General features: G+C 69.2%; 28 protein-coding genes and 1 riboswitch. Of the genes, 13 read left to right on the forward strand and 15 right to left on the reverse strand.

Going from position 1 to position 23,543, the window contains the following annotated elements:
- Positions 1-186: 186 nt before the first annotated feature.
- The 4 genes from tenA to Pth03_RS29795 all read right to left on the reverse strand — a co-directional run bounded on the left by tenA (position 187) and on the right by Pth03_RS29795 (position 3,746).
- Positions 187-882 carry a thiaminase II gene (gene tenA / locus Pth03_RS29780; protein ID WP_203947740.1) on the reverse strand — a complete coding sequence of 232 codons (696 nt, stop codon included), beginning with the start codon at positions 880-882 and terminating at the stop codon, positions 187-189.
- Positions 880-991, reverse strand: a riboswitch (TPP riboswitch). (Overlaps the previous gene by 3 nt.)
- A 29-nt stretch (positions 992-1,020) precedes the next feature.
- The gene (locus Pth03_RS29785; RefSeq protein ID WP_203947741.1) at positions 1,021-1,815 is read right to left on the reverse strand and encodes a class I SAM-dependent methyltransferase; all 795 of its coding nucleotides are present in this window, start codon (positions 1,813-1,815) and stop codon (positions 1,021-1,023) included.
- 128 nt (positions 1,816-1,943) lie between these two features.
- Positions 1,944-2,690: an SDR family NAD(P)-dependent oxidoreductase gene (locus Pth03_RS29790; protein ID WP_203947742.1), complete on the reverse strand. Its 747-nt coding sequence runs from the start codon at positions 2,688-2,690 to the stop codon at positions 1,944-1,946.
- A 153-nt stretch (positions 2,691-2,843) separates the two neighbouring features.
- Entirely contained in the window at positions 2,844-3,746 is a 903-nt protein-coding gene (locus Pth03_RS29795) for a LysR family transcriptional regulator (RefSeq protein ID WP_203947743.1), read from the reverse strand.
- A 124-nt stretch (positions 3,747-3,870) separates the two neighbouring features.
- On the opposite strand from Pth03_RS29795, the gene Pth03_RS29800 reads away from it, so the two are divergent.
- Genes Pth03_RS29800 through Pth03_RS29815 form a run of 4 tightly spaced genes read left to right on the forward strand, consistent with a single transcriptional unit; the run spans position 3,871 to position 7,667 of the window.
- A complete protein-coding gene (locus tag Pth03_RS29800) occupies positions 3,871-4,965 on the forward strand; it encodes a polyamine ABC transporter substrate-binding protein (protein WP_203947744.1) in 1,095 nt (364 codons plus the stop codon).
- Complete coding sequence (locus tag Pth03_RS29805) at positions 4,962-5,819, forward strand: ABC transporter permease (protein WP_203947745.1); 858 nt, start codon at positions 4,962-4,964, stop codon at positions 5,817-5,819. The genes Pth03_RS29800 and Pth03_RS29805 overlap by 4 nt, the downstream gene beginning before the upstream one ends.
- Complete coding sequence (locus tag Pth03_RS29810; protein ID WP_203947746.1) at positions 5,812-6,603, forward strand: ABC transporter permease; 792 nt, start codon at positions 5,812-5,814, stop codon at positions 6,601-6,603. The genes Pth03_RS29805 and Pth03_RS29810 overlap by 8 nt, the downstream gene beginning before the upstream one ends.
- A complete protein-coding gene (locus tag Pth03_RS29815; RefSeq protein ID WP_203947747.1) occupies positions 6,600-7,667 on the forward strand; it encodes an ABC transporter ATP-binding protein in 1,068 nt (355 codons plus the stop codon). The genes Pth03_RS29810 and Pth03_RS29815 overlap by 4 nt, the downstream gene beginning before the upstream one ends.
- A 16-nt stretch (positions 7,668-7,683) precedes the next feature.
- On the opposite strand, the gene Pth03_RS29820 is transcribed toward Pth03_RS29815, so the two are convergent.
- Positions 7,684-8,046 (reverse strand): type 1 glutamine amidotransferase family protein, encoded by a 363-nt coding sequence (locus tag Pth03_RS29820; protein WP_203947748.1) that lies wholly within the window; start codon positions 8,044-8,046, stop codon positions 7,684-7,686.
- A 6-nt stretch (positions 8,047-8,052) separates the two neighbouring features.
- Between Pth03_RS29820 and Pth03_RS42225 the strand changes: the two genes are divergently transcribed.
- Complete coding sequence (locus tag Pth03_RS42225; protein WP_275413249.1) at positions 8,053-8,187, forward strand: hypothetical protein; 135 nt, start codon at positions 8,053-8,055, stop codon at positions 8,185-8,187.
- A 17-nt stretch (positions 8,188-8,204) separates the two neighbouring features.
- Here the strand turns inward: Pth03_RS42225 and frdD are convergent, their stop codons facing one another.
- The 7 genes from frdD to Pth03_RS29855 form a co-directional block, all read right to left on the reverse strand.
- On the reverse strand, positions 8,205-8,549 hold the full coding sequence (frdD, locus tag Pth03_RS29825) for a fumarate reductase subunit FrdD (RefSeq protein ID WP_203947749.1): 345 nt from the start codon (positions 8,547-8,549) through the stop codon (positions 8,205-8,207).
- A gap of 3 nt (positions 8,550-8,552) precedes the next feature.
- Positions 8,553-8,963: a succinate dehydrogenase/fumarate reductase transmembrane subunit gene (locus Pth03_RS29830; RefSeq protein WP_203947750.1), complete on the reverse strand. Its 411-nt coding sequence runs from the start codon at positions 8,961-8,963 to the stop codon at positions 8,553-8,555.
- Positions 8,960-9,703 carry a succinate dehydrogenase/fumarate reductase iron-sulfur subunit gene (locus Pth03_RS29835; RefSeq protein ID WP_203947751.1) on the reverse strand — a complete coding sequence of 248 codons (744 nt, stop codon included), beginning with the start codon at positions 9,701-9,703 and terminating at the stop codon, positions 8,960-8,962. The genes Pth03_RS29830 and Pth03_RS29835 overlap by 4 nt, the downstream gene beginning before the upstream one ends.
- Positions 9,704-9,708: 5 nt before the next feature.
- Positions 9,709-11,460 (reverse strand): fumarate reductase (quinol) flavoprotein subunit, encoded by a 1,752-nt coding sequence (frdA, locus tag Pth03_RS29840; RefSeq protein ID WP_203947752.1) that lies wholly within the window; start codon positions 11,458-11,460, stop codon positions 9,709-9,711.
- Positions 11,461-11,524: 64 nt separating this feature from the next.
- Positions 11,525-11,704, reverse strand: coding sequence for a hypothetical protein (locus tag Pth03_RS29845; protein ID WP_203947753.1), 180 nt, complete (start codon positions 11,702-11,704; stop codon positions 11,525-11,527).
- Positions 11,705-12,059: 355 nt separating this feature from the next.
- Positions 12,060-12,611: a DUF4240 domain-containing protein gene (locus tag Pth03_RS29850; protein ID WP_203947754.1), complete on the reverse strand. Its 552-nt coding sequence runs from the start codon at positions 12,609-12,611 to the stop codon at positions 12,060-12,062.
- A 41-nt stretch (positions 12,612-12,652) separates the two neighbouring features.
- Positions 12,653-13,108: an Lrp/AsnC family transcriptional regulator gene (locus Pth03_RS29855; protein WP_203947755.1), complete on the reverse strand. Its 456-nt coding sequence runs from the start codon at positions 13,106-13,108 to the stop codon at positions 12,653-12,655.
- Positions 13,109-13,201: 93 nt separating this feature from the next.
- Here Pth03_RS29855 and Pth03_RS29860 point away from each other — a divergent pair, with 93 nt between their 5' ends.
- The 4 genes from Pth03_RS29860 (at position 13,202) to Pth03_RS29875 (ending at position 16,302) form a co-directional block, all read left to right on the forward strand.
- Complete coding sequence (locus Pth03_RS29860; RefSeq protein ID WP_203947756.1) at positions 13,202-14,086, forward strand: LLM class flavin-dependent oxidoreductase; 885 nt, start codon at positions 13,202-13,204, stop codon at positions 14,084-14,086.
- Positions 14,083-14,508 (forward strand): nucleoside deaminase, encoded by a 426-nt coding sequence (locus Pth03_RS29865; protein ID WP_203947757.1) that lies wholly within the window; start codon positions 14,083-14,085, stop codon positions 14,506-14,508. Before Pth03_RS29860 ends, Pth03_RS29865 begins: the two co-directional genes overlap by 4 nt.
- Before the next feature lie 121 nt (positions 14,509-14,629).
- On the forward strand, positions 14,630-15,037 hold the full coding sequence (locus tag Pth03_RS29870) for a YciI family protein (protein ID WP_239119471.1): 408 nt from the start codon (positions 14,630-14,632) through the stop codon (positions 15,035-15,037).
- Complete coding sequence (locus Pth03_RS29875) at positions 14,953-16,302, forward strand: RNA polymerase sigma factor (RefSeq protein ID WP_444544179.1); 1,350 nt, start codon at positions 14,953-14,955, stop codon at positions 16,300-16,302. The genes Pth03_RS29870 and Pth03_RS29875 overlap by 85 nt, the downstream gene beginning before the upstream one ends.
- Positions 16,303-16,711: 409 nt before the next feature.
- Here the strand turns inward: Pth03_RS29875 and Pth03_RS29880 are convergent, their stop codons facing one another.
- From Pth03_RS29880 to Pth03_RS29890, 3 genes are read right to left on the reverse strand one after another with little or no spacing between them, the layout of a single operon-like run.
- On the reverse strand, positions 16,712-17,350 hold the full coding sequence (locus Pth03_RS29880) for a DsbA family oxidoreductase (protein ID WP_203947759.1): 639 nt from the start codon (positions 17,348-17,350) through the stop codon (positions 16,712-16,714).
- Between the two features lie 46 nt (positions 17,351-17,396).
- A complete protein-coding gene (locus Pth03_RS29885; protein ID WP_203947760.1) occupies positions 17,397-17,561 on the reverse strand; it encodes a hypothetical protein in 165 nt (54 codons plus the stop codon).
- A 43-nt stretch (positions 17,562-17,604) separates the two neighbouring features.
- Complete coding sequence (locus Pth03_RS29890) at positions 17,605-18,552, reverse strand: phosphoglycerate dehydrogenase (RefSeq protein WP_203947761.1); 948 nt, start codon at positions 18,550-18,552, stop codon at positions 17,605-17,607.
- 321 nt (positions 18,553-18,873) lie between these two features.
- Between Pth03_RS29890 and Pth03_RS29895 the strand changes: the two genes are divergently transcribed.
- The 4 genes from Pth03_RS29895 to Pth03_RS29910 are packed head-to-tail and all read left to right on the forward strand — an operon-like array spanning position 18,874 to position 23,537.
- Complete coding sequence (locus Pth03_RS29895) at positions 18,874-19,980, forward strand: alcohol dehydrogenase catalytic domain-containing protein (protein WP_203947762.1); 1,107 nt, start codon at positions 18,874-18,876, stop codon at positions 19,978-19,980.
- Positions 19,977-20,762, forward strand: a complete 786-nt coding sequence (locus Pth03_RS29900; protein ID WP_203947763.1) for an SDR family NAD(P)-dependent oxidoreductase — start codon at positions 19,977-19,979, stop codon at positions 20,760-20,762. The genes Pth03_RS29895 and Pth03_RS29900 overlap by 4 nt, the downstream gene beginning before the upstream one ends.
- Positions 20,759-22,504 (forward strand): IlvD/Edd family dehydratase, encoded by a 1,746-nt coding sequence (locus Pth03_RS29905; RefSeq protein ID WP_203947764.1) that lies wholly within the window; start codon positions 20,759-20,761, stop codon positions 22,502-22,504. The genes Pth03_RS29900 and Pth03_RS29905 overlap by 4 nt, the downstream gene beginning before the upstream one ends.
- Positions 22,491-23,537 (forward strand): LacI family DNA-binding transcriptional regulator, encoded by a 1,047-nt coding sequence (locus Pth03_RS29910; RefSeq protein ID WP_203947765.1) that lies wholly within the window; start codon positions 22,491-22,493, stop codon positions 23,535-23,537. The genes Pth03_RS29905 and Pth03_RS29910 overlap by 14 nt, the downstream gene beginning before the upstream one ends.
- Positions 23,538-23,543: the final 6 nt, after the last annotated feature.

Below are 23,543 nucleotides of genomic sequence, written 5' to 3' on the forward strand. Positions count from 1 at the left end.
CATGAAACGCAATACTTACTCATATTCATGCGATCTGTAGAACGCCAAGTGCATTCGCCTGCTCGCCGAAATATGCACCCGCCAAGCGCCCATCGTCCACACCAAAGCGCTTGCCTGTCGTCACGCTCGGCACTATGGCCTTCCGCCTTTATCGCGTGGACGATTCCGGCCCGCTCCTTTCGGGTGTCAGATCGGCCACGACTCCTGTTGCCAGGCGGCGTTCCAGAACATCCATTCGTAGCGGGACGTGGTGATGAAGTGCTCCCGGGCTCGGGAGCGTTGAGCGTCGGTTGCTTCGTCCCCGGCGCGGTCGGCCAGGGCCACCACCCGGCGGACCACGCTCTGGAACGCCTCGTCCCCGTAGGTGGCGATCCAGCGGCGGTAGAGCGGGTCGGGCGAGGAGCGTTCGAGCAGGGCCTCGCCGACACGGGCGTAAATCCAGTAGCAGGGAAGCACGGCCGCGAGGCCGTCCAGGAACGAGCCGCCGTACACCGTCGCCAGCAGGTAACTGCTGTACGCCCGGGTGGTCGGCCCCACGGGCAGCGTCGCGGCCTGCTCGGCGGAGCCGCCGAGATCGGCCATGAATGCGCCGTGCATCTGCTGCTCTGCGGCGATCGCTCCCACGGCGTCGCCGGCGAAGGCTCGTACGTCGCCCTCGGCCGGCGCTTTGGCCGCGCATATCGCCAGGGCTCGCGCGTAGTCGCGCAGGTAGTGCGAGTCCTGCACCACGAAGTGCCGGAAGGCGTCGCGCGGCAAGGCGCCGTCGACCAGGCCGGTGATGAACGGATGGGCGAGGATCGCCTGGTAGATCGGGCCGATGGCGTCCCACAGCTCTTCGCTGAACGGCTGCCGGTTCGCGTGCGGAAAGGTCGGCTCGGACATCGTTTCAGACCAACTCCCTACGCCGGTATGACCCGGTCAGGTTCGAGCGGTCTGCGGCCGCGCCAGCCACACTCTCAGCCCGGTGCGCCGGACTCCCGCGGTGTCGTGGTCGAGGCTAACGTACGGAACCCAGGTCGGTCAGACCCGGCAGAGGATCTCGCCGTGCAGGAGGGACAGCCAGCCGTCGTCCGCCGCGGCCCACTCGAGCCACCCTTCGGAAATGCGCCTGAGGTCGTCGTCCGTGGCCGCGCCCATGGCGAGCGCCTGCCGGGCCATGGCCGAGTGCAGGATGCGGTCCGCCCACATCCCGCCCCACCATGCCCGATCTTCGGGAGTGGCGAAGCACCAGGTCGAGGAGCTGGGGGTCGCGGCGGCGAAGCCCGCGGCGTGGGCCCACGACAGCAGCCGCCGCCCCGCGTCCGGCTCGCCGCCGTTGCTTCGCGCGACCCGCTGGTACAGAGCCATCCACGCGTCCAGCGCGGGCAACCGCGGATACCAGGCGAAGGCCGAGTAGTCGCTGTCACGTGCCGCCACGATGCCGCCGGGCTTGGTCACCCGGCGCATCTCGCGCAGCGCCCGCACCGGGTCGCCGACGTGCTGCAGCACCTGGTGGGCGTGGGCCACACCGAAGGTGGCATCGGCGAACTCGAGCGCGTGTACGTCCGCGACGGCGAAATCGACGTTGCGCGCGCCCCTGCCCGTCACCCCGGCCCGAGCCAGTTCCAGCGCCTCAGTGGTCACTTCGGACGCCGTCACGTGCCCCACCCTGGCCGCCAGGTCGGCGGTGATGGTGCCGGGTCCACTGCCCACGTCCAGAACCTTCATGTCCGGCTTGAGGTGCGGCAGCAGGTACGCGGCCGAGTTCTCGGCCGTCCGCCACCTGTGTGATCGCAGCACCGGCTCGTCGTGGCCGTGGGTGTAGACGGCATCCATCGAAACTCCTTCGTCTCTCCTCCGACTTGGCAACCATACCTATATCTCACCATAAGAGAGAGATGGTCTCACCATATGGAACAGCGGCCGGTCGTTGAAGACGGCCGGCCGCTGAAGGACGGCGCGGGTCAGATGGCCCAGCGGCCGCCGTCGACGTGGACGGTCGTTCCATGGATGTAGCTCGACTTCGGCGAGGCGAGGAACGTGATGGCTTCCACGATCTCCTCCGGCCGCGCGGGACGCCCGGCGGGGAAGGTCTTCGCGAGGGCATCCAGGTTCTCGCCCATGGGAGCGGTGCCCTCGGTGCGCGTCGGCCCGGGGCTCACCGCGTTCACCCGCACTCCACGCGGGCCGAACTCCGCCGCCCACGACTTCGTCAGCAGCACGACCGCGGCCTTGCTCGATCCGTACAGGCTGTAGCCGGCGTGGCCGTACTCCGCGACCATCGTGCTGACGTTGATGATCGAGCCGTGGCCGCGCTCGGCCATGGCCGGAGCGAGCTCGGCCACCAGGAAGTAAGGAGCCTTGACGTTCACCCCGTAGACCGCGTCGAAGTCCTTCTCGGTCATTTCAGTCGTGGGCGCGAACGGGTAGATCCCGGCGTTGTTCACCAGCACGTCCACCTTGCCGACAAGGGCGGTCGCGCTTCTGGCGAGCGAACGCGCGGACGCCTCGTCATGCAGGTCCGCCGCCACGAAGTGGGCCTCGCCACCCAGCGTGCGGATCTCCTCGACCGCCTGCTTGCCCTGCTGCTCGTCGCGGCCTGAGAGGACCACGGCGGCACCGAGCCGGGCCAGTGCCTGAGCCGTTACCCGTCCGATGCCCTTGGTGGCCCCGGTCACCAGTGCTCCGGTTCCCGACAGCTCTCCGGTCATTGCTTTCACCCCTGATCGATCGTTTGATTCGTGTACCAGCCGGTCGAGACCGGCTCCAAGGGGTTCAAGGCGAGGGCTCTCAGGGACCTTCCAGAATGTTCATAGCGGCGGCTTATGATCGCCATCAGGCCGGCCTTGAGCGGTTTTCCCAGATCAGAGCCTTAGGAGATGTTCGTCGAAGCCGACGATGAAGTTGGCCAGGTCGCGGCGGTGTGACTCGGCGGACCAGACCGCCCAGGTGCGCCGCACGATCGGATGGCCCGCCAAGGCCGACCAGGTGATGGTGTCGGGGAGCGGCTGTGACCAGTTCGGCGGTGCCAGCGCGAACGCCTTGCCGGTGTTCACCGCGGCGAGCTTGACCTCCGCGATGAGGACTTGGTCGTCTGGTGCGGCGGGGCCGAGGCTGAGCCCGTGGCTGCGCAGGATCGCGGTGATCTCGTCGTACCAGGCGGGGCTTCCGGAGCGGGGGAAGCCGACCCACTCCAGCCCGCCGAGTGCGTCGAGACGGACGCCGTCCGGGCCGGACAGTTCGGCGGCCTGCTCGGCGGCGAGAAGCACGCCGAGGTTCTCTCTGGCCACCAGATGCGCGTCGAACTCCTGTCCGGCGGGGCGCTCGCGGAGCAGGCCCACGTCGAGTTCGCCGGCCTGGAGAGCGGCCAGTTGCGCGGCCGTGGAGAGGTGACGGGCTTGCACGCGGGTCTCGGGGCATGCCGAGGTGAGTTGCTCCAGGGAGGCCGCAAGCAGATCGGACGGCAGCTCCAGGGGGATTCCCAGCCGGAGGACCCTGCAGCCGTCGGTCGTATACGCGGCCATCGTGTGAAGCGCCCTGTCGTGCCGCGCCAGGACGGCGCGCGCCTCGGTCAGCAGCGTCATCCCCGCGTCGGTGAGCCGTACGCCGGTGCTGCTGCGGACCAGCAGTTCGACTCCGAGCTGGCGCTCCAGCGTGCTCATGGTCTGCGACAGAGCGGGCTGGGTGATATGCAGCCGACGGGCCGCGGCCGACAGGCCGCCCTCTTCGGCCACTGCGACGAATGCGCGTAGTTCCCGCAATTCCATCCATCTATGGCACCACATGCCCGAAATGCCTTCGCGCATGGTCAGCGGCATGCCGGAAAGATCTTGTCTCCGCTGAGTCGCCCTGCGACACTGACGGCCGTCCTCATTTCAAGGGAGCCCCCCCATGACGCGTCACGTGCCCGTCGTTCTGGCCTCTGCCGGGCTGGCGTTCGCCCTCGCCGCCTGCGGCGGAGCCTCCTCAACGGGCGAGGCCGCGCCCGCCACGCTCGACGCCAAGGCCGATCTCTCCAAGCAGAGCCTCACGATCTCGATCTGGGACGGCTACAGCCCCAAGGACCTGCCGCAGACGGTCAAGGCGAAGCTCGGCTTCAACACCACGGTGGCCATCCACGACACCAACGAGACCGTGATGGCGAAGCTGACGGCCGGCGGCGACAGCGGCATCGACGTGGCTTTCGTGTCGGGGCAGTACGCGCAGGCGCTCAACGCGCAGGGCCTGCTGGAACCGATCCACGCCGACCTGGTCCCGAACCTGACGAACCTGTATCCCGAGGCGGCTCAGCTGCCCTACGACAAGGGCAACACGTTCTCGGTTCCCTACACCTGGGGGACCACGGGGCTGTGCTACCGCAGCGATCTGGTCAAGACGCCGCCGACGAGCTGGAACGACCTGCTCAGCCCGCCTGCCGAGCTGAAGAAGAAGATCACCATGATGACGACCGAGCGGTGGCTGGCGCTGCCGGCGCTCAAGATGCTCGGCGCCTCGGTCAACACCACCGACCAGGCCACGCTCGACAAGGCCAAGGCGATGCTGCTGAAGGTGAAGCCCGACCTGCTGGCCTACGACGACACGACGTTCGGTGACCGGCTCAAGTCGGGCGAGGCGGCGATGGTCGAGGCGTGGGACGGGTGGTGCCCGACCGACCAGGAGAACATCAAGTTCGTGGTGCCGAAGGAGGGCAGCGACCTCTGGGTGGACACGATGGTGATCCTCAAGAGCTCGAAGAACAAGGAGGCGGCGCACGCCTTCGTCAACCACGTCCTCGACCCGTCGGTGCACGGCTGGGTGCCCCCGAACATCCTCTACAAGGTCCCCAACAAGACCGCGATGGAGAGCGTCGACCCGGCCCTGCTCAAGGACCACCCGGAGCTGGCGCAGACCCCCGCCGATCTGCTCAAGGGTGAGGGTCTGATCGACCTCGGTGAGGCCTCCGTCGCCTACACGCGCCTGGCCACCGAGGTCGCGGCGGCCCAATGACGCCTTCTCCCGCAGGCAGAAGGGCGGCCGCCCGGGTCGCCACACTGGGACCCGGGTTCGCCTTCCTGACCGTCTTCCTGCTGGTCCCGCTCGCCCTCGTGCTGAGCTACACGGTTTTCCGCCGAGGCCGGTTCGGTGGGATCGTCTACGAGCCGACGGGGGAGAACTTCGCCCGCCTGGCCGACCCGCTCTACCTCGACGTGGTGCTCGGGTCGGTCAGGCTGGCGGCGGTCACGACGCTGCTGGCGCTGTTGCTCGGTTACCCCACGGCGTACATGATCGCCAGGCTGCCCGGCCGGTGGAAGGCGATCGCCCTGGTGGCGGTGGTGTTGCCGTTCTGGACGAACTTCCTGATCCGGACGTACGCCTGGATCGTCCTGCTCAACTCCCAGGGGCCGGTCAACTCCGGGCTGGAGGCGCTCGGGCTCGGGCCGGTCGAGTTGCTCTACACCGACGGGGCCATCGTGGCAGGGCTGCTCTACGCGTACCTGCCGCTGATGATCCTCCCGCTCTACTCGGCCATCGAGCGGCTGGATCCTCAGCTCAGGGAGGCGTCGGCCAACCTCGGCGCGCGGCCCGCCCGTACCTTCTGGTCGGTAACGCTGCCGCTCTCGCTGCCCGGCGTGCTGACGGGCTGCGTGTTCGTGTTCGTGCCCAGCCTGGGCAACTTCGTCATCCCCGAGTTGCTGGGCGGAGGCCGCCGGATCATGGTCGGCAACCTCATCCGCGACCAGTTCCTCAAGGCCAGGGACTGGCCCTTCGGGTCGGTCCTCGCCCTGGCCGTGATCGCCGTGCTCGTGCTGCTGCTGTTCGCCCAGGCCTGGGCCGGCCGGAGGGCGGGGCGCAATGGCTAGAAGAGAACCGGCCTTGCGGGGGAACGGCTGGCTGCGGCTGCCCTTCTGGCTCACCTACCTGTTCCTCTACGCGCCGATCGCCGTGCTCGTCGTCATGTCGTTCAACCGGAACAAGACGCCCTACTCATGGGGCGGCTTCTCCCTCGACTGGTACGGCAGGCTCGCGGAGAACTCCTCGCTCCGCACCGGCCTGGTCAACACGCTGATCGTCGCCCTCGGCTCGACCGCGCTGTCCACGGTGCTGGGCACGCTGCTCGCGGTCGGGCTGGCCCGCCACACCCGGTCGAGGGTCCTGGACGCGCTGTCGACGCTGCCCGCGATCCTGCCCGACCTCGTCCTCGCCATCGGGCTGCTGGTGTTCTACTCAGCGATCAAGATGACGCTGGGGCTGCACTCGGTGCTGGTCGCGCACACCGTGTTCGGCATGGCCTTCGTCACGGCGGTCGTCCGGGCGCGGCTCGGCCACGCCGACACATCCTTGGAGGAGGCCTCCCAGGACCTCGGGGCCACGCCGTACACGACCTTCATCAAGGTGACGCTGCCGACGCTCGCGCCCGGCATTGTGGCGGGCGCGCTGCTCGCCTTCACGCTGTCGCTCGACGAGTTCGTGATCGCCTTCTTCACCCACGCCCCGTCCCAGCCGACCCTGCCGATCGTCATCTACTCGATGGTGCGGTTCGGCGTCACTCCAGAGATCAACGCGCTGGCGACGCTGCTGCTGGCGGTGAGCTTCACCGTCGTGATCGTCGCCCAGCGCCTGACGAAGCTGACCGAGGCACTGTGAACACACTCATCTCGATCGAGGGCGTCAGCCGCCGATTCGGCGACGTGACGGCGCTCGACTCGGTCAGCCTGGACATCCGGCAGGGCGAGTTCTTCGCGCTGCTCGGGCCGTCCGGCTGCGGCAAGACGACCCTGCTGCGCATCCTCGCCGGGTTCGAGGAGCCCGATGCCGGCTCGGTGCGGCTCGACGGCGCCGATCTGCTCGCCGTCCCGGCCCATCGCCGTCCGGTCAACCTCATGTTCCAGTCGTATGCGCTGTTCCCCCACATGAGCGTGGAGAAGAACGTGGCTTACGGCCTGGAGCGGGAGAAGCTGCCCCGGCAGGAGATCCGCAGGCGGGTCTCCGAGGTGCTGGAGACGGTGGGCCTGGCCGCTCACGCGCGGCGCAGGCCGCACCAGCTCTCAGGCGGGCAGCGCCAGCGGGTCGCCCTCGCCCGGGCGATCGTCAAGCGGCCCCGGCTGTTGCTGCTGGACGAGCCGCTGTCCGCGCTGGACAAGAAGGTGCGGGCGGAGATGCAGCTGGAGCTCAAACGGCTCCAGCACGACGTCGGCATCACCTTCGTCGTGGTCACCCACGACCAGGAGGAGGCCATGTCGCTCGCCGACCGCATCGCCGTCATGCAGGGCGGCCGGGTCGAGCAGATCGATGCTCCGGTCGCCCTTTACGACCGGCCGCGCACGCCGTTCGTCGCCGACTTCATCGGGGCCAACAACCTGTTCGCGGGCACCGTGTCCGGCGGGGGTCTGGAGGTGAGCGGCCTCGGCGTCCTGCCGGCTCCGACGGCCGGCCTCCCGGAGGGCGCCCAGGCGCTGCTCGCCGTCCGTCCCGAGCGCGTACGGCTCGGCCAGGGAACGCTGACAGGCACGGTGGTGGACGTCAGCTTCTACGGTGGCGTCTCGCATGTGGCGCTGAGCGTGCCCGGCCACGGCGGTCACGTCCTCGTGGCCACCCAGGGGCCTGCGAGGGTCGAGACCGGTACGGAGATCGAGCTGGGCTGGGATGCCGCCGACGGCGTTGTCATCGCCGCCGATGACGCGGCCGTCGAGAACGGCGCACCCGTTTGACCGGCTTCCCGTCAGCTCACTTGATGACCTTGAGGATCTCTGCGGCCAGCGGTCCGGCGGAGGCGGGGTTCTGGCCGCTGTAGAGGTTACGGTCGGTCACGGTGTGGGGCTGGAAGGGCTGGCCCTTGTCGAACTTCAGGCCCAGCTTCACCACCTCGGTCTCCACCAGCCAGGGAGCCTTCGAGGCCAGGTCGACCGCTTCCTCCTCTTCGTTGGTGAAGCCGGTGACGCGGTAGCCGGCGAACGGCGAGCTGCCGTCGTCCTGCTTGGCGGCCAGCAGCGCCGCCGTCGCGTGGCAGACCACAGCAAGCGGCTTTCCCGAGCCGAGAGCCTCGACCAGCAGCCTGCCCGAGTCGTCGTCGGACGCGAGGTCCTCCATGGGGCCGTGTCCGCGGATGTCCTTGAGGGCAAGATCGAGCCAGGCAAGGTCTTCACCCACACCATTCGCCTCGAGGAGGTCCCCGGTGGCTACCGCGCCATGGCCGACCGCCAGGCGATCAAGGTTCTCATCCAGATGTGACCACCTTTTCATCTCGGTCAAGTCAGAAGCAGAAGGCCCGCTGCCGCCGACCCGGCCAAGGCTCCGCCGTAGCAGAGCAGGTTGATCACCCTGTCGAGGTGCTTGAGCTGCAGCCCGTCATACAGCGCGTAGCGGAACCGGTGAGCCCAGTGGAAGAGCGCCAGGACGCAGAGGCCGAGAAGAACGACGCGGGTCGCCGGGTGGCCCAGCACGGCGGACAGGTGCGTGTAGTCGGGCGTCACCCAGCCCAGCGGGAGCGCGAGCCCGAAGAGGAACAGCAGGGCCGGGACCAACAGGGCCGACACCACACCGCCGGCACTGAACAGCAGCCACAGGAACGGTTCCATCGGACGCCTGGCCATCGTTCACCCCAGTATCAGAAAGATCACGAGCGCCGATGCGAGCATCCAGGCCACGAGGTCGCCCACGCCGATCACGGCAGGCGGCAGGCGCCTGCCGCGCAGCCGTACGACCATCGCGTGCGGCGAGAGCGTGAACAGCCAGGTGACGGCGTGGAGCAGGATGAAGCACAGCGCGACCACGTTCAGCAGGAGCAGCCCCGGCGTGGCGCTCCAGTCCACGAACCTCCGGTAGTCCTCCGGCCCCTGAGCGACCGCGTTCACCAGCAGCAAGAGGAACACCACGAACCACGCCACGAAGACGCTGCTCAGCTCGCGGAGCACGAACAGCAGGTAGGAGCGGCGGCGCAGCCACCAGAAGACCGGGACGCGAGGCCGGTGCCACCGGGGGTGGAAGGGCGTGTACTCGACCTTCATCGTGCCCCCCGTGGGAGCAGAAGGGTCTTGAGGGCGTCCATGGCCGCCGTGAACTTGTAGCGCTGGATGGCGCCGGCCGGGTCGACGTCCTTCGGGCACACCGCGCTGCACTCGCCCACGAACGTGCAGGCCCAGATGCCGTCGGCCGACGAGAGGACGTCCATCCGCTCCGCGGAGCCCTGGTCACGCGAGTCGAGGTTGTAGCGCTGGGCGAGAGCGATGGCGGCGGGGCCGAGGAAGTCCTGGTCGAGCGCGTAAACGGGGCAGGCCGAATAGCAGAGCATGCAGTTGATGCACATGCTGAACTGCTCGTACTCTTCGCGCTCCGCCGGCAGCTGGAGATGCTCTTCTTTTGCCGGTCGTTCCTGCTCGGAGCGGATGAGCCAGGGCTTGACCCGCGGCAATTTGCGCATGAAGTCGCCGATGTCCACAACGAGATCGCGCACGATGGGGAAGTTCGACAGCGGCTCGATGCGAATCGGACCTGGAGCGTATTCCTTCAGGAAGGTGGCGCACGTCAGCTTCGGCTCGCCGTTGACGATCATGCCGCAGCTCCCGCAGACGCCCATCCGGCAGGACCAGCGGTAGGAGAGCGTGCCGTCCAGGTGGTCCTTGATGTGGTTCAGGCCGTCGAGGACCACCCACTCCTTGCGCAGCGGTATGTCGTACTCCTGCGCCGTCGGCTCGGTATCGCTTTCCGGCCGGTAGCGGGTCACCCGCAGGGTGATGCGATCCGCCATGAGAGTCACCTCCCGTACACCCGCTCGCCCGGGGGCCACCGGGTGATCGTGACCGGCAGATACTCCACGCGCCGTGATCCGTCGGCGTCGCGACAGACAAGCGAGTTGGCGAGGAATCTGCGATCGTCACGGAGCGGGAAATCGACGCGCTGGTGCGCTCCGCGCGACTCCTCGCGCAGCAGCGCACAGTGAACGATGCTTTCCGCCACGTCGAGCATGAACGAAAGCTCGAGAGCGGCGAGCAGTTGGGTGTTGAAGGTCCGGCTGCGATCATCGAGGCGCGCGCAGCGGAACCGCGCCTGCAAAGCGCTCAGCTTGTCCGCGGCCTTGGCGAGTGAATCCCGCGAACGGTAGATTCCCGCGCCTTCCTCCATGGTCGCCCGCATCTCCTGCCGGATGACGGAGATCGGTTCCTTCCCGTCGTCGCGACCGAGCAGGTCGCGTTCCAGCCGCCGTCGCTCCTCCTCCGCCTGCGCCCACACGCCCGGCCGTACGGCGCCGCCTGTGCCGCGCACGCCCGAGGCATACGAAGCGGCGGCCCGCCCGGCACGGGCGCCGAACACGAGCAGTTCGGACAGCGAGTTGGAACCGAGGCGGTTGGCGCCGTTGATCGTGACGCAGGCGGTCTCGCCGGCGGCGAACAATCCCTCCAGGGGAGTGGCGCCGTGGACGTCGGTGTGAACCCCGCCCATCATGTAGTGCACGACCGGCCGCACGCGGATCAGCTCGCGGACGGGGTCGATGTCCTCGTAACTGCGGCATAGCTCCCGTACGAAGGGAAGCCTGGCGTCGATGACCGTCTCTCCGAGGTGGCGCAGGTCCAGGTGCACGACGGGCCCGTAGGGCGTGTCGACGGTCCGGCCCTTCTCGACCTCCTTGACGAACGCCTGCGACAGACGATCACGCGGACCGAGTTCCATGCTGCGCAGCACGGGCGTGGGTGAGGGCGTGCCGAGGTCATAGTCCTGCAGATAGCGGTAGCCGTCCTTGTTGATCAGCCAGCCGCCCTCGGCCCGAGCCGCCTCCGTGATGAGGATGCCCGTGAACGGCAGGCCGGTCGGGTGATACTGAACGAACTCCATGTCCTTGAGCGGGGCACCCGCCCGGTAGGCCAGGCCCATGCCGTCGCCGGTCTTTATGGCGGCATTGGTGGTGAACGGATAGATCTGCCCGCACCCGCCCGTGCACAGGATGACCGCCTTGGCGGTGATGGCCTCGATCCTGCCGGAAATCAGCTCCACAGCGACCACACCGGCCACGCGGCCGTCGTCGACGAGCAACTTCGTCACGTACCACTCGTCGTAACGAGCGATGCGATCGCACTGGAGGGAGGTCTGGAACAGCGTGTGAAGCAGGTGGAAGCCTGTCTTGTCGGCGGCGAACCACGTGCGCATCTTCCTCATTCCGCCGAACGGCCGTACGGCCACGCGTCCGTCGGGATCGCGGCTCCAGGGGCAGCCCCAATGCTCCAGCCTGAGCAGTTCCTCGGGCGCTTCCTTGACGAATATCTCGACGGCGTCCTGAGCGCACAACCAATCTCCGCCTGAGATCGTGTCGTAGGCGTGCTCGTCGAGGCTGTCATCAGGTCGGATGACGGCTGCGGCGCCGCCCTCGGCCGAGACCGTGTGGCTGCGCATCGGATACACCTTGGAGACGATCGCCACGCTCAGACGCGGATCGTCATCCGTGACGGCGATCGCCGCGCGCAACCCCGCGCCACCGCCGCCCACGATCAGAACATCATGCGAAAGCGTCATGGCCACGCCATCAACTCGGAGCGATGTTGCCTTCAGCTAGGTGTGCCGGCTGGGGTCAGAGCCGTCACAATCCATGGTTCGCGCCGACCTCGTCCCGGACGACCTTCCCGTCGTGCCGGACGGCTGTCATCTCGATGCTGCCATCGTGATATTCGTGACGGCTCCTGCGGCAGCCGCAGGAAAAGTACTCTTCCCGGATGACCAGGCCATCTCCGTCATCGTCCAGGTAGTGCTCGCCGTCCACGGTCTTTCCGCACGGCGCCTTCTCACCGGTGAAACGGGTTCTCGTGCCAATCATCGTCCGCCCCCCTGTAGACGGCTGGACGCCCCGGACAGCCGGCAAATCCCGGCTCCACGCGCCGCGGTGAGCCCGGGGCCACACCACGAACGCGTTCGGTGTCCTTTTTCCAGCCTCTCACCCAGGAGACGCTGGGGAAAGACCCGCGATCAAGATCCCCGAGGCGGACGGCGCAGGCTCCGGAGTGACATCTGATGCCGATGGTGGCACTGGTGCCCGTTCTAGGCCTGCCGGCCCGTCGGTGCGGGCTGGGCGGCGATGGCTCCGTGGATGATCTGTCTGATTCGTGCGGGAGACTGGGTCAGCTCACCGTCGGGTGGCAGAGGGCGGTCAAGCGGGGCAGCCGGCGGCGCATCTCCTCACGGTCGTCGAAGTCGAAATCCCACGCCGGGTCGAGCGGCGGATGCCTGATCGTGAAGGTGCCCTCCGGCGGCTCCTCACCGGTCACCGCCTGATAGGCGTTCCAGACGGCGCTTAAGACGGCGTCGCCCTCGAGGTCGTCGCCTCGGGCGCACGCGTCGGCGACCACGGGCAGGTCCGCGAGGCTGTCGGGGTCGGCGAGCGCCTGGCCGTACACGGTCTCACCCTGGGCGATGAGCCAGCCGCGGAAGTAGTCGAACCCGTCGTCGGACGCTCCGCCGTTGATCAGATAGGCCGCCGCCCACAGGTCCGCCCGATAGGAGGCCGTGAGCAGGTCCCACAGTGGCTGGTCGAAGGCGATGATCTCCGCGGGGTCGCGCCGCGAGAGCAGGGCGGTCATCTGTTCGGCGACCTCGTCGGCGTCGTCGCGGGTCACGTCGTCGAGGGCGGCGCGGGCCTGTTCCACCAGGCGCCACACGTCGTCGGTGTTCATGACCGCAGACTGTACGCGGCGCCCCCGTCAGAATTCGGCCGTCAGAATTCGGCGGGTCCCTGGGGGCCGCGATAGGGCAGCGTGCGGCTGTAGACGAGGTTGGTGGTCGTGCTGCCGAACTGCGCCAGCTCGTCGACGAGCTTTTCGAGATGGGCCATGGACGCCGCGGCCACCTTCAGCGTGTAGCAGTCGTCTCCCGTGGTCCGCAGGCATTCCAGGATCTCCTGGCGTTCCCCGAGCAGTTGGTGCAGCGGCTGGTGCCGGCTGCCGGGATATTTGAGCCGTACGACGGCCAGTACGGCGAAGCCGGCCTTGTCCAGATCGACCTCGGCGTGGTAACCGGTGATGACGCCCGCCGTCTCCAGGCGCCTGACCCGCTCGGTCGTCGCCGAGGCGCCGAGGTTCACCCGCCGCGCGAGCTCGGTGAGCGGCAGCCGCCCGTCACGCTGGAGCTCCACGAGGATCGCCCAGTCGGTCGCGTCAAGACTCTCGGCCATTTGGTCAGAATACCGTGATATTCCCGGCTGATCGGCGCATAGGCCGTGGACTATCCCTTCATTAGAAATACTCCGAAAACTAATCTTGTGCTGGTGCGAATAGGAGTGAACGTCCCGAACTTCGGGCCTGGCACCGACCCCGGCGTCCTGCGCGCCTGGGCGCAGACCGTGGAGGACCTGGGCTACGACCTGCTCATGGTCTCCGACCACGTCGCCGTGACGCCCGACGTCGCAGAGCAGTATCCGGCGCCCTTCTACGAGCCCTTCACCACACTCGCGTGGCTGGCCGGCATCACGAGCCGGGTGCGTCTCGGTACGACGGTGCTGATCATGCCGTACCGGCATCCGCTGCTCGTCGCGCGCATGGCCGCCGGCATCGACCGGATCTCCGGAGGGCGGCTTGTCCTCGGCGTGGGCGTCGGCTGGGCGCGGCAGGAGTTCGAGGCGCTCGGCGTCCCGTTCGAACGGCGCGGGCAGTTGACCGACGAGCACCTGCGTGCCGTACTCGCCGCCTGGCGGAACACCGACGACTACCAAACCGGGCCGATTCCGATCTGGGTGGGCGGCAACAGCGACGCCGCGCTGCGCCGGGCGGTCCGCCTCGGCGACGCCTGGCATCCGCTCCGGTTCACGCCCGGCTGGTTGCGCGGCGCGCTGGACAGGCTGGCGACCATCGCGGACGAGGAACGACGCCCGCCGCCCGCCTTGGCCCCGCGCATCGCGCTGCGGCTGGCCGGCTCCCCGGTCACCGCCCCCGGCCGGCTGATGGGAGAGGGCACGATCGACCAGATTCTCGGCGACCTGGAAGACGTGCGCGTGCTCGGCGCCGAGACGGTGCTCCTCGACCCGTTCAACGGCGATCCCGACGAGACGCGCCGTCCGGAAGAGGCGTGGAGCGCGCTCACGACCGTGGCCGGGCACTGGAACTCCAAGCACGGGAACCTCGGCACAGACCCCACAGGAGCGGAACGACCATGACGCATGACGACGAGAAGTTTCTCCGCCGGGCGATCCGGCTCGCGGCCGATTCACGGGCGGCAGGAGACGCGCCGTTCGGTTCCCTCCTGGTGGGCCCGGACGGCACCGTTTTGGCTGAGGACCACAACACGGTCCTCAGCGACGGGGACATCTCGGCACACCCGGAGCTGAAACTGGCCCGATGGGCGGCCAGGGAGCTGGATCCCGCCACCGCCGCCGCGACCACGATGTACACCAGTTGCCAGCCCTGCGGAATGTGCGCCGGCGCCATCGAAAGGTCCGGCCTGGGCCGCGTCGTCTTCGCGCTGTCCGCCGAACAACTCGCCGACCTCAAACCGCACGCCTCTTCGGCCGGCGTACGGCAGGACGGCCCCGCCCTGCTGGAAGAGGCGCGGGTTCCCGTCGAGGGCTACTACCGGTGACGCGGGCACGTCCGTAGGCTCGGTCGTGGCCGGCCCATGTCCGGTACGGCAGAGCGGCCCCGACGTCTCCGGTGCACGGCGCCACGGCGGTGCCGGCGGACAGGAGAAGACCGTGAAATACATGATCCTGAGCTACGCCTCGCAGCAGGACTACGACAACATGGCCGGGCAGCCGTCCGGCACGCCCGCCTGGTCGCCGGAGGATTTCGCGGCGATGGGCGCGTTCATGGAGGAGTTCAACAAGAGCCTGGAGGAGTCCGGCGAGCTCGTCGAGACGCGGGGCCTCGTCGCGCCCGTCCACACCCGGAGGGTCGGGTCGCAGGACGGCGTCATCGTCGTGACGGACGGTCCGTACGCGGAGACCCAGGAGGTGCTCGCCGGCTACTGGATCGTGGAGTGCGACAGCTTCGACCGGGCGACCCAGATCGCCGCCCGGCTGGGGGAGTGCCCCGCTCCGCCGCAGGTCGCCGCGCGGGCCTACGCGGACGTGCGGCCTCTCGCCGAGTCGCGGTCCGACCTGGAGTTCTGATCGAGCCCGAGCCCGAGACCACGATCGAGGACCTGCTGCGCGAGACGGCGCCGCAGGTCCTCGGTGCGGTGGTGCGGCGATACGGGCACTTCGACACGGCGGAGGACGCGGTGCAGGAGGCCCTGCTCGCGGCGGCCGTTCAATGGCCGCAGGACGGAGTGCCGGGCAACCCTCTGGGCTGGCTGATCACCGTCGCGTCCCGCAGGCTGACCGACCTGCTGCGCAGCAGGCAGGCCCGGGAACGCAGGGAGGACGTCGTCGCCCGGTGGACGCCGGCCGAGCAGTGGCTCGCGCCCGCCGCCGACAGCCCGGTCTCCGATGCCGACGACACGCTCATCCTGCTGTTCATGTGCTGCCATCCGGCCCTGTCGCCCGCGTCCCAGATCGCGCTCACCCTGCGCGTGGTCGGCGGCCTGACCACGGCGGAGATCGCCAGGGCGTTCCTCGTGCCCGAGGCGACCATGACCCGGCGCATCACCCGGGCCAAGAAGACCGTCAAGGACAGCGGCATCCCGTTCGGAATGCCGCAGGGGCGGCAACGGGACGAACGGCTCCGCGCGGTGCTGCACGTGCTCTATCTGATCTTCAATGAGGGTTATGCCAGCACGTCGGGGTCGAACCTGCATCGCCCCGAACTGTCGGCCGAGGCGATCCGGCTGACCCGGATCGTTCACCGGCTCATGCCCGGTGCCGGCGAGGTGGCCGGACTGCTCGCGCTCATGTTGCTCACCGACGCCCGCCGGCCCGCGCGCACCGGTCCGGACGGCGGGCTCATCCCGATGGCCGAACAGGACCGCAGTCTCTGGAACGCCGAGCAGATCGCCGAGGGAGTCGCACTCGTCACCGACGCGCTTCCCCGGGGCAGGCCCGGGCCGTACCAGTTGCAGGCGGCGATCGCCGCCGTCCACGACGAGGCGCCGAGCGCGGAGCAGACCGACTGGCCGCAGATCAAGGCGTTGTACGAACTGCTCATGGGCATCGCGGGCAATCCCATGGTGGCGTTGAACCACGCCGTCGCGGTCGCCATGGCGGACGGCCCGCGCGCGGGTCTCGACCTGATCGGCGAGCTCGAGTCGGACACCAGGTTGGCCGAGGACCATCGGCTCCACGCCGTCCGGGCGCATCTGCTGGAGATGGCGGGTGACCTCGCGGGGGCGTACGCGGCTTATCAGGAGGCGGCCAGGAGGACGACCAACCTCCCCCAGCAGCGCTATCTCCACGCCAAAGCCACCCGCCTGACCGTCACCCCCACCCTTTACCCGTGATCATGCAGAAGTTCGGCAGGACCCGGGCTGACCGGGCCCCCTCTGGCCGTGATCATGCAGAAGTTCGGTGGTATGCCGTGTGACCTGGGCTTTCGTTCATCGTGATCATGCAGAAGTTCGCGCGAAGCCTTGTCTGCCTGCGGAAACGCATTTCGTGATCATGCAACGCCCTTCGCCGATTGTGTGACGGGGTCGTCACTGCATGATCACGAAACTTGTCTGCGCACGTCAGAGGGCGTTTCAGCGAAGATCTGCATGATCACGGATGGGGAACGCGCATGTCAGAGGGCGTTTCGGCGAACTTCTGCATGATCACGGGGCGGGTGTGCGCAGGTCAACCGGGCCTCTCTCGAACTTCTGCATGATCACGCCCAAAGACACACGCGCGCCCAAAGACATCAACAAGGGGTCAGGGGGTGTTGGCGTGGGCGGTTTGGAGGGCGGACAGGAAGAGTTCGACGGGCTGGGCGCCCGAGACGCCGTAGGCGCGGTCGAGCACGAAGAACGGCACGCCCGTCGCCCCGAGCGTCGCCGCCTCGCGGATGTCGGCCTCGACGTCCTTGGTGTAGTCGTCGCCTGCCAGCACCCGCCGCGCCTCGTCGGCGGGGACGCCGACCTCACCGCTCAGCCGTACGAGGGTTTCGGTGTCGTTGAGCGTCTCGCCTTCGATGAGCTGGGCGCGCATGAGCCGCTCGTGCATCTGCGGGCCGAGGCCGTGCGCCTTGGCGAGATGGGTCAGCCGGTGCGCGTCGAACGTGTTGACCATGACGGACTTCTCGAAGTCGTACTCGAGGCCCTCCTCGGCGGCCAGCGCCTTCACGCGGTCGGTCATCGCGCGCACCTGCGAGGTCGACCCTCCGAACTTCTCTGACAAAGCCTCGAAAACGGGCTGGCTGACGCCCTTGGGATAGCTCGGGTCCAGCTGGAAGCTGCGCCACACCAACTCGACCTCGTCGGCGTGCTCGAACCCGGCGAGGGCCTTCTCCAGCCGCCGCTTGCCGATGTAGCACCACGGGCACACGACGTCGGACCACACTTCGACCTGCACTGACTTCCCCTTGCTCAGAGATTGCTCAAAGAAACGGGTCTCGCGCCTACATGCACGTCCCGTCGACCGAGCACGTATCGGCGTTCTCCGTGTTCAGCACCACCAGACGGGGGACCGCCCGCACCGGTTCCGCGGCAGCGACGCTATGAGTGGCATCCTGCTGCGCGGACGGCTCCTGCAGGGTTTCCATCGGCTCCTCCTGGTTGCTCATGTGCGCGTAACACCCGCCGTATCGCAATAAATCCCGATTGGGGTCAGCGGCTGACGACATTCCGCATGGGGGTGCCCGCGAGGAACGCCCGGACGTTCTCCGCGATGAGCTCGTCGGCCCCGAGCGGTCGTCCTCCCGCCGCGTGCGGGCTGATGATGACGTCGGGTTCGTCCCACAAAGGGGAGTCGGCGGGCAGCGGCTCGGTCTCGAAGACATCGAGCGCGGCCCCGGCCAACCGGCCGCTCCTGATGGCGGACACCAGGGCGTCGGCGTCGACGGTGGCACCACGTCCCACGTTGACCAGCCAGGCGTGGGGCGGCAGCAGCGCGAGCAGCCGGGCGTCGAGCGCGTGGCGGGTGTCGCTCGTCGCAGGCAGGATCATGATCAGCAGATCGGCCGCAGGCAGCGCGGCGGGTAGCTCTTCCTCGGTGATCACCGGGTAGCCCTCACGCGTCCCCGCGGTGCGGGCCACCCCGGTGACCCGGGCGCCGAGCGCGGTCAGCAGCGGCGCGAGTTCACCGGCGATCGAGCCGAATCCCCAGATCAGCACCTCGGCGTCCCGGAGCGTGCGGAACTCCCCAGCCGTGGTGATCGGCTGCACGCCGCCGAACTCGCCCGCCCAGCGACGGCCGATCTGGGCCCGGGTCAGGCGGTGCAGCCGGCGTGCGGCGGCCAGCACGAGCGCGAGCGTGTGCTCGGCGACCGGGCGGTCGTGGAGCGAGCGTCCCGAGGTGATGACGACATCGGGCGCGAACCCGGCCGCCACCACTTGGTCGGGGCCTGCGGCCAGCGACTGCACCCAGCGCACCGCGGTGAGCCTCTTCGCCGCGTCCGCCAGCTGGTCCGTCGGGTTCCCCCAGGTCACGAGGATGTCGGCGTCCGTGGCGTGCCCGGGGATCGGCTCGTCGGGGGAGTACTGGACGGCGGTGACGCCCTCAGGCAGAGACGGGTCCAGCGGGATGCTGGTCGGCAGCAGGATCTTCAGGCTCATCGGGCTCCTCGTCGGCGTCCGGACGGGTGGTGGAGATCTTACAGAGTGGCCGTGCGCAGCCGAGTTTCGAGGTGGTCGCCTGCCGAGTCGTACGGATGACCCGCCGGCGCGAACCCGCACGTCACCATATGTACTCGCTCTGCCGGGACGTTGAGACATCGGCGGTCATGTCATCGAAAATCATGTTGACATGTCACATGTGAGTTCCGAAACCATTGACGACATATGTTCGTAACACCTAGCGTTTGGGGCATTCGAGTTCAGGCCTAAGCAGAGGGTCACCCGCCCGACCGCGGCGGCCGCCGAGACGGTTGGGGTCGAATGAAAGCCGCTCTGCTGGAAAATGTCGGAACTCCCCTTGTCGTCCGCGAGCTGACGCTCGACGAGCCGCACGAGGGTGAGGTGCTCGTCAGGGTCGAGGCGGCCGGCGTGTGCCACAGCGACCAGCACTATCTCGCCGGGGACCTGCGATGCCCGCTCCCGGTAGTGCCCGGCCACGAGGGCGCGGGCGTGGTCGAGGCCGTCGGCCCCGGCGTCACCCGTGTCGCCCCGGGAGACCGGGTCTGCCTCATGTGGCGGCCCCGCTGCGGCCAGTGCAGGAACTGCCTGGTCGGACGGCCCGCACTGTGCGAGGCGGCGGGCATCCAGGCGAGTTCGGGCGGCCTGCTCGACGGCACCAGCCGCCTGAGCTCCGCCGGTGCGAAGGTGCACCACCTGCTGGGCGTGTCCTGCTTCGCCGAATACAGCGTCGTCTCCGAGCGCGCCGTCGTGCCGGTGCCGGAGGGGGTGCCCGCCGAGATCGCCGCCATCGCCGGCTGCGCGGTCATCACCGGCGTCGGCGCCGTACTGAACGCGATCGGCCGGTGCGCGGGCGACGGCATCGTCATCTTCGGGGCCGGCGGCGTCGGCCTGTCGAGCGTGCTCGGCGCGGTGCTGGCCGGGGCCAACCCCATCGTCGCCGTCGACGTCGTGCCCGAACGCCTCGAAATGGCGGCGAGCCTCGGCGCCACGCACACGGTGAACGCCGCCCGCGACGACGTGGCCGACGCGCTGCACACCATCCGCCCCGGGGGAATGGAGTGGGCGATCGAGGCCATCGGACGGCCCGCCACGCTCGAGACGGCCGTCGACGTGCTGCGCCCGGGCGGCACGCTCGTGGCGGTCGGCCTCGGCGCGGTCGGCACCACGTTCTCCGTGCCGATCAACGTGCTCGTCCAGCGGGAGAAGCGGGTGGTCGGCAGCCTGTACGGCTCGGCCAACCCGCTCGTCGACCTGCCGCGGCTGTTCGAGCTCTATCTCGCCGGGCGGCTGCCGCTGGACGCTCTCGTCGGGCGGCGCTACACCCTCGACCACATCAACGAGGCCTTCGCCGACCTCACCAGCGGATCGGTCGGCCGGGGCGTGGTTCTCCCATGGGAGTCGCAGTGACCATCGCACATGACGAGCTTCGCTACGCCACGTATCCGAGCCTGCGCGACCGGGTCGCCTTCGTCAGCGGAGGATCGACCGGCCTCGGTTCGGAGTTCGTCGCCGCGCTCGCGGCCCAGGGCGTCCGCGTCGGGTTCGCCGACATCGACGTCGCCGGGGCGGGGCGGCTGCTGGACCGGCTGAGCCGTACGGACTGTCCCGAGCCGGTGTTCGTCGAGGCCGACGTGCGCGACGTCGGCCAGGTGCGGGCGGCCGTCGCCGAGGTGACGGACAGGCTCGGGCCGATCTCGATCCTCGTCAACAACGCGGCCAGCGACGAGCGCCACGACTCGGCGACGGTCGACGAGGCGTACTGGGACAACGCGATCGCGGTGAACCTGAAGCACCACTTCTTCGCGATCCAGGCGGTCGTCCCCGGCATGCGTGAGCTCGGGGGCGGATCGATCATCAATCTGGGGTCGATCAGCGCCCACGCCGACTTCACCGGCCTCCCGGCGTACGTGACGGCCAAGGCGGGCATCGAGGGCCTCACCCGCACGCTGGCCCGCGAACTCGGGCCGGACCGCATCCGCGTCAACTGCGTCATCCCGGGCTGGGTCTTCACCGAGCGGCAGCTCGCACAGCTGGTCACGCCCGAGACGCTGGAGAAACTCGGCCAGGTGCAGTCGCTGAAGGACAACATCATGCCGGTCGACGTCGCGCGGCTGGTCTTGTGGCTGGCGGCCGATGACAGCACGATGTGCACCGGCCAGAAGTGGATCGTCGACGGAGGGTGGATGTGAACGACACGACAGGGCCGGCACAGGGCAAGAGGCGCAGCGCGCACTGGTTCGCCGCCGAGGGACGCTCGGGCATGCTGTACCGCTCCTGGATGCGCAACCAGGGGTTCGGCCCGGAGGTGTTCGACGGCCGGCCGGTCATCGGCATCGCCACCACCTGGTCGGAGCTGGCTCCGTGCAACTCCCACCTGGACCGGGTGGCAGACGCGGTGAAGCGCGGCGTCTGGCAGGCCGGCGGCTTCCCGCTGGTGTTTCCCGTGCCGGCGACCGGCGAGACGCTGATGCGCCCCACCGCGATGCTGTACCGCAACATGCTCGCCATGGCGGCCGAAGAGCTCATCAGGGCCAACCCGCTGGACGGCGTGGTGCTGCTCTCCGGCTGCGACAAGACGACGCCCGGGCTGCTCATGGGGGCGGCCAGCGTGGACCTCCCGGCGGTGATGGTGACCGGGGGCCCGATGCTCAACGGCAAGTTCCAGGGCCGCGACGTCGGCTCGGGCACCCACGTGTGGAAGTTCGAGGCGGAGATCAAGGCCGGGCGTATGACGGTCGAGGAGGGCTACGCCGCCGAGGGCTGCATGGCCCGCTCGAACGGGCACTGCATGACGATGGGCACCGCCTCGACGATGGCGTGCATGGCCGAGGCGCTCGGCATGCAGCTGCCCGGGTCGGCGACCTGGCCCGCGGTCGACATGCGGCGGCTGGAGGTCGCCCAGCAGGCCGGGCAGCGGATCGTCGACATGGTCGAGCGGGATCTGCGGCCGAGCACGATCCTCACCCGTGAGGCGTTCGAGAACGCGATCAGGACCAACGCCGCCATCGGCGGGTCGACCAACGCGATCATCCATCTGACCGCACTGGCGGGCCGCCTCGGCGTCGACCTGTCGCTCGACGACTTCGACGCCCTCGCCCGCGACGTGCCGACCGTCGTCGACCTCATGCCGTCCGGCCGGTTCCTGATGGAGGACTTCTGCTACGCGGGCGGCCTGCCCGCCGTGATGCGCCAGCTCGACGAGGCCGGTCTGCTGCACCCGGACGCGGTCACCGTCAGCGGCGCGACCATCCGGGAGAACGTGGCGGACGCGCCCTGCTGGAACACCGAGGTGATCCGCCCGCTGGCCGAGCCGCTGCAGCCCGCCGGCACCGGCACCGCGATCCTGCGCGGCAACCTCGCCCCGAACGGCGCGGTCATCAAGCAGTCGGCCGCGTCGCCGTCCCTGATGCGCCACGTGGGCAGGGCGCTGGTGTTCGACTCGCCGGAGGCCTACCACGCGGTGTGCGACGACGACGACCTCGACGTTACGCCCGACGACGTGCTGGTCATCCGGGGCGCGGGGCCGAAGGGCTACCCGGGCATGCCGGAGGTGGCCAACGTGCCGCTGCCCGCGAAGCTGCTGCGCGCCGGGGTGAGCGACATGGTGCGCGTCAGCGACGGGCGCATGAGCGGCACAGGGTTCGGCACCGTCGTGCTGCACGTCTCGCCGGAGGCCGCGGTCGGCGGCCCGCTCGCGCTGGTGCGCACCGGTGACCGCATCGAGCTCGACGTGCCGGCCAGGCGGCTGACCCTGCACGTCGGCGACGAGGAGCTCGAACGGCGGAAGGCCGAGTGGCGGGCTCCCGCCGCCGAGGACGAGGGAGGCTACCGCTGGCTCTACCGTGAGCACGTGCTGCAGGCCGACCACGGAGCCGACTTCGACTTCCTGCGCGGCGGACGAGGAAGCGAGGTGCCGCGTGACTCCCACTGAACACACCGACCAGGCCGACCGGCCGGTCACGGTGGCCGACATCGCCGCCGAGGCCGGGGTGTCGCGCGCGACCGTGTCGAAGGTGCTCAACGGCCGCGCGGACGTCGCCCCCGCCACCCGGGCGCAGATCGAGGCGATGCTCGCCGACCGGGGCTACGTGCCCACCAAGCGGACCCGCCGGGCGCTGGCCGCGGAACGGCGCGGCGGCCTGATTGAGATGGTCCTCAACGACGCCGGCACTCCCTGGGCCGCCGAGATGATCCGCGGCGCGGAGGCCGCGGCCCGGGCGGCCCGGGCCGGCGTCGTCGTCTCCGTGCTCGACATGGGGTCGCGCCAGGCGCAGGACTGGCTCGAAGACGTGGCGGAGCGCGGCTCACGCGGCGTCATCCTCGGCCTGTCGGAGCTGACGCAGTCCGACCACAAGCGCATCTCCCGGCTCGGCGTGCCGGCGATCCTCGTCGACCCGGTCGGCGACGTCGAGTTCGACATGCCGTCGATCGGCGCGGGCAACTGGGGCGGCGGCATGGCCGCGACCCGCCACCTCGTCGAGCTCGGCCACCGGCGCATCGCGACGATCACCGGGCCGATGGGCTTCCTGTGCAGCCAGGCGCGGCTGGCCGGATATCGCGCCGCGCTCGACCTGGCCGGCATCCCCGCCGACGACCGGCTCGTCGAGCACGGCGACTTCCACTACTCGTCCGGGCTGACCTCGACACTGGCCCTCCTCGACCGGGACGACCCGCCCACGGCGATCTTCGCGGCCAACGACGAGCAGGCGCTCGGCGTCTACGCGGCGATCAGGCAGCGGGGCCTGCGCGTCCCCGACGACGTGAGCGTCGTCGGCTTCGACGACGTGCCGATGTCGCAGTGGTTCTCCCCGCCGCTGACGACGGTGCGCCAGCCCATCGCCGACCTGGCGGCCCTGGCCGTCAGGACGCTGCTCGCCCACGCCGACGGGGTGGAGCTGCCGCAGGGCCGGGTCGAGCTGTCCACGAAGCTGATCGTGCGCGACAGCACGGCGCGCAAGGACTGACCTCGC

It is taken from the genome of Planotetraspora thailandica, assembly GCF_016863335.1.
GTDB lineage: Bacteria > Actinomycetota > Actinomycetes > Streptosporangiales > Streptosporangiaceae > Planotetraspora > Planotetraspora thailandica.

Coding starts and splice junctions, on each gene's coding strand:
- tenA (WP_203947740.1), bottom strand. CDS start 882: ATGTCCGAGCCGACCTTTCCGCACGCGAACCGGCAGCCGTTCAGCGAA.
- Pth03_RS29785 (WP_203947741.1), bottom strand. CDS start 1,815: ATGGATGCCGTCTACACCCACGGCCACGACGAGCCGGTGCTGCGATCA.
- Pth03_RS29790 (WP_203947742.1), bottom strand. CDS start 2,690: ATGACCGGAGAGCTGTCGGGAACCGGAGCACTGGTGACCGGGGCCACC.
- Pth03_RS29795 (WP_203947743.1), bottom strand. CDS start 3,746: ATGGAATTGCGGGAACTACGCGCATTCGTCGCAGTGGCCGAAGAGGGC.
- Pth03_RS29800 (WP_203947744.1), top strand. CDS start 3,871: ATGACGCGTCACGTGCCCGTCGTTCTGGCCTCTGCCGGGCTGGCGTTC.
- Pth03_RS29805 (WP_203947745.1), top strand. CDS start 4,962: ATGACGCCTTCTCCCGCAGGCAGAAGGGCGGCCGCCCGGGTCGCCACA.
- Pth03_RS29810 (WP_203947746.1), top strand. CDS start 5,812: ATGGCTAGAAGAGAACCGGCCTTGCGGGGGAACGGCTGGCTGCGGCTG.
- Pth03_RS29820 (WP_203947748.1), bottom strand. CDS start 8,046: ATGGAGGACCTCGCGTCCGACGACGACTCGGGCAGGCTGCTGGTCGAG.
- frdD (WP_203947749.1), bottom strand. CDS start 8,549: ATGGCCAGGCGTCCGATGGAACCGTTCCTGTGGCTGCTGTTCAGTGCC.
- Pth03_RS29830 (WP_203947750.1), bottom strand. CDS start 8,963: ATGAAGGTCGAGTACACGCCCTTCCACCCCCGGTGGCACCGGCCTCGC.
- Pth03_RS29835 (WP_203947751.1), bottom strand. CDS start 9,703: ATGGCGGATCGCATCACCCTGCGGGTGACCCGCTACCGGCCGGAAAGC.
- frdA (WP_203947752.1), bottom strand. CDS start 11,460: ATGACGCTTTCGCATGATGTTCTGATCGTGGGCGGCGGTGGCGCGGGG.
- Pth03_RS29850 (WP_203947754.1), bottom strand. CDS start 12,611: ATGAACACCGACGACGTGTGGCGCCTGGTGGAACAGGCCCGCGCCGCC.
- Pth03_RS29855 (WP_203947755.1), bottom strand. CDS start 13,108: ATGGCCGAGAGTCTTGACGCGACCGACTGGGCGATCCTCGTGGAGCTC.
- Pth03_RS29865 (WP_203947757.1), top strand. CDS start 14,083: ATGACGCATGACGACGAGAAGTTTCTCCGCCGGGCGATCCGGCTCGCG.
- Pth03_RS29870 (WP_239119471.1), top strand. CDS start 14,630: ATGATCCTGAGCTACGCCTCGCAGCAGGACTACGACAACATGGCCGGG.
- Pth03_RS29885 (WP_203947760.1), bottom strand. CDS start 17,561: ATGAGCAACCAGGAGGAGCCGATGGAAACCCTGCAGGAGCCGTCCGCG.
- Pth03_RS29890 (WP_203947761.1), bottom strand. CDS start 18,552: ATGAGCCTGAAGATCCTGCTGCCGACCAGCATCCCGCTGGACCCGTCT.
- Pth03_RS29895 (WP_203947762.1), top strand. CDS start 18,874: ATGAAAGCCGCTCTGCTGGAAAATGTCGGAACTCCCCTTGTCGTCCGC.